Annotated in this window: 2 protein-coding genes; both read left to right on the forward strand. The window is 69.1% G+C overall.

Features of this window, described 5'->3' with window-relative positions:
- The first annotated feature begins 893 nt into the window (after positions 1-893).
- A complete protein-coding gene (locus ABZ818_RS42585) occupies positions 894-3,134 on the forward strand; it encodes a PQQ-binding-like beta-propeller repeat protein (protein ID WP_361427651.1) in 2,241 nt (746 codons plus the stop codon).
- A gap of 295 nt (positions 3,135-3,429) precedes the next feature.
- The coding region (locus ABZ818_RS42590) for a helix-turn-helix domain-containing protein (protein ID WP_361427654.1) at positions 3,430-3,568 on the forward strand (139 nt) is incomplete at its 3' end.

Genomic DNA, 3,568 nt, shown 5'->3' on the forward strand with positions numbered 1-3,568 from the left:
CCCCACCGACACAACCGACAACGACTGAACCAACACCAACCGGGTCAGAATTCAACCGCCCAAAGTGGGTCCGAGTTCAGCCGACGCCGACAGCCGTCTCGCCGCGTGCGGCCCGGGCCTTGCCGACGGACTCCTGCAGCGCGGCCATCAGGTCCACCAGTTGCCCCTGGCCGGGCCGTCGGCTCGGGGGCCTGCGGCAGTTGGCGGTCTTCCTGGTTGGCCTCGATGACCGTGTGAAGGGCCTCGATGTACCGGTCGGTGAACTCGGGGCCGGTGAGGTCGTCGCGGTTATGGCCTCGATCGGTGCCACGGCTTCGTCGGCTTCGTCTTCGTTCAGCTGGACCGGAGGCGGGACCGCGGTGGTGGGGTCGCGGGTTTCGTCCGGTCAGAGCAGACCGTGCAATGCGGTCACGTCGCCGCGGACCGGCAGCAGACCGAGCCACTCGAGGCCGTGCCACGCGTACCCGCGCGGCCGTGACCCGCGAGGCGCGCTCCAGGGCGTACCGGAGCACCATGCAGCGGCAGGGCCGCGCGATGACCGCACCCGACAGTCTGCCCCTGCACGCCCTCGCGGAGTCCCGGACCTGAGCTTGGAGACGGTCAGTTCGACGGTGCCGGCCCTGGTGTCTGACTCCGGAGCAAACCCCCGGATCAGGTCGAATCCGTACACCACTTCTCTGGACGCCACCCCCTTGAATGGGGTGTTGTAACGGCCACTAGAACTCAAGTGCTCTTGGCGGGGCTTCGTCGTGTGCGGTGCGGGAGCAGTGCCCTGGGCTCCCTGCTCGTCACCCGCTTTGCTCTGCCGTACTGCCCTGCGGCTAGTTTGTGTGCAGGACAGGTACGCAGGCCCGTGGTGGCAGAGGCGCACGGGGGACGGGAGGTCGGGAAGAGTGTCGCTGCGTGGAGGTGATCCAGCCGAGATCGGCGGCTATCCGCTTGAGGGGCGGCTCGGCTCGGGTGGCATGGGTACGGTCTTTCTGGCCCGCACGAGTTCGGGGCGAGCTGTCGCGATCAAACTGATCCACCAACAGTTCGCGGGGGACGACGAGTTCCGCATCCGTTTCCGGCAGGAGGTGGCGGCGGCGAGGCGGGTGAGCGGCGCGTTCACCGCCGCCGTGGTCGACGCTGCCCCTGAGGCCGAGCAGCCGTGGATGGCGACGACTTATATCGAGGGGCACACTCTCGCCCAGCGCATCGCCACGAAGGGCCCGCTGAACGGAGCGGAGCTGAGGAGGCTCGCCATCGGGCTGGCGGAGGCGCTGCGCGACATCCACCGGGTGGGGGTCGTCCACCGTGACCTGAAGCCCTCGAACGTCGTGCTCTCGCCTGAGGGCCCGCGCGTCATCGACTTCGGCATTTCGCGCGCCGTGGACCAGCAGACGCTGACGATGACAGGGCGGGTCATCGGTACGCCGCCCTTCATGTCGCCGGAGCAGTTGCAGGCGCCGCGTGGTGTGGGGCCGCGGTCCGACGTCTTCTCGCTGGGGACGCTGCTGGTGTACTCAGCGACGGGCCGCGGGCCCTTCGACGCTGACAGCCCATACATGACGGCTTATCAGGTGGTGCATGAGGAGCCGTCGCTGGGTGCCGTGCCGGTGGCTTTGCGCGCGGTCGTCGAGTCGTGTCTGGACAAGGACCCCGAGCGGCGCCCCTCTGCGGACGAACTCCTCGTGCTGCTGCGGGACCTGCCGGCCGATCTCGGTGGCACCGATGTGAACGGGGTCGGTGCGGGCCGCACCCGCGACATGATCACCCAGCATCACTTCGCGACGCGGGCCACCCCGGCGCCGACTGCCCCGACCACCGCCCCGGCCGGTCCCGATACAGGGAGCACTGGCACCCCCATCGGCCGCAGCCTGCGTCGCCGATGGCGTCCTGTGCTCGCGGCCGCGGTCGCGGTGGCAGCGATCGGCGGGGGTGTCGCCGCACTGAAGGCGGGCGGCTTTGGGGGGAACAGCGGCGGCGACAAGGGCAACAGCGTTGCGCCGGGTGCCGCACTTCCGGACGGCTTCGAGCCGTGGCGCAAGACCGTGCAAGGCGGTCGCGAGGACATCCCCGACGAGCTGCGTTGCGTCGCGCGCGGCGACGCGCTGTTCTGCGGGGGCGGCGGTGTTGTCGCGACCCGTATCAGGGCCCTGGACGGCTCGCAGGTGTGGACGGCGAAGAGCCCGGGCGTCCCCGTCCAGGGCATGCACCTGGTGGGCGCCACCGACGACACAGTGCTCGGTTACCGCTTCGCCGCCCAGGATGCCCCGCAGGACCCTCCCAGCGAGGTGGTGGCCATCGACGCCAACAACGGCCGGGAGCTGTGGTCCGTGCCGTCCGGCGCCCAGTCGACGGCCGTCACGGGTCGGACTCAGGATGCCATCGTGGTCGGCTCCGCCGTCGTGACGGTCGATGCTTCCAACTCCAGCTTCGAGGCTCGGGACGCGCACAGCGGTGAGGTCACCTGGACGACGTCGTTCCCAGTAGGTAAGCAGTGCGCTCCCGTCCCGGTGGGCCCACAGCTCTTCGCGATGTGCGCGACGGATGCGGAGGTGGATGCCTTGGAGGTGCGCCACCCCACCCTGTACACGGTCGACCGCGCCTCGGGGACACTGGGCAGGCCCATCGCGGTTAACGGCCCCGCCGTGCCGATGGGCGTCACCAACGGCAGGCTCGTACTCCTTCAGGTACACATGGAGGGAACGGCGCTGGCCGGCTACGACGGGGTGGCGCGGGTCGACCCGTCCTCGCGGAAGGTGACGTACTCCCGACTGGCCAAGACATACGCGGGGACGCCCGGCATGGCGGACGGCACCGTCTATGTGAGCGGGCAGACCGGTCTCGTCACAGCGCTCGACCCCGCGACCGGCCGGAAGAAGTGGTCGCGGCAGACTGGCGTGGAGGGTGCGTCGGGTCCCACTGCGGGAGCCGACGCGCTGTATTTCAGCTCGGCCACCGGCCGGGTGGTCGCGCTGTCGCCGTACGATGGCAAACCCCTGTGGACAACAGACCCGCAGGCCGATGGTTTCACGGGCGAGCAGGGCGCAAGCCCGCGCGTGAGCGTTGCGGGGCGTGCGGTGATCGTAGCCGCGGCCAAGAACACTCTCTTCGCCTTCGACGCGCAGAGGCCGCCGAAGTCGGGCTGACCCGGGCGGCACCGGACGTCGGCCGCTTTCCTTGCCGTGCGGACACCTCAGCGGCGCACTCGGTCGCCTACGCAGCCGACGACGAGGTGTCCTTCCACCTTCCACAGACCCACCTGGATGAGGTCGATGTCGAGGCTCATCGAGGTACCTCCGAGGAGACCCCTGCTTTCAGGCTGGGGAGGAATCGGACTCCTGCGGAGCAGGGCAGGGAAAGACGAATCGCCGCTGGGCGATTCGTTGTCCACCACCCGGATGCCAGCAGGTCGTCACAGGCTGATTTGATAGTTTGTGAGATGTGACGGCCATTCAGGTGAAGCGGGCGTTCAAGTACCGTTTCTGTCCGACCGATGCGCAGGCAGCCGAGTTGTCGCGCACGTTCGGCTGTGTGCGCAAGGTCTACAATATGGCGCTCGCGGCCCGTACCGAGGCGTGGG

Origin of the sequence: Streptomyces sp. NPDC047453 (assembly GCF_040643155.1) — a bacterium.
In the GTDB taxonomy this organism is placed as follows: Bacteria; Actinomycetota; Actinomycetes; order Streptomycetales; family Streptomycetaceae; genus Streptomyces.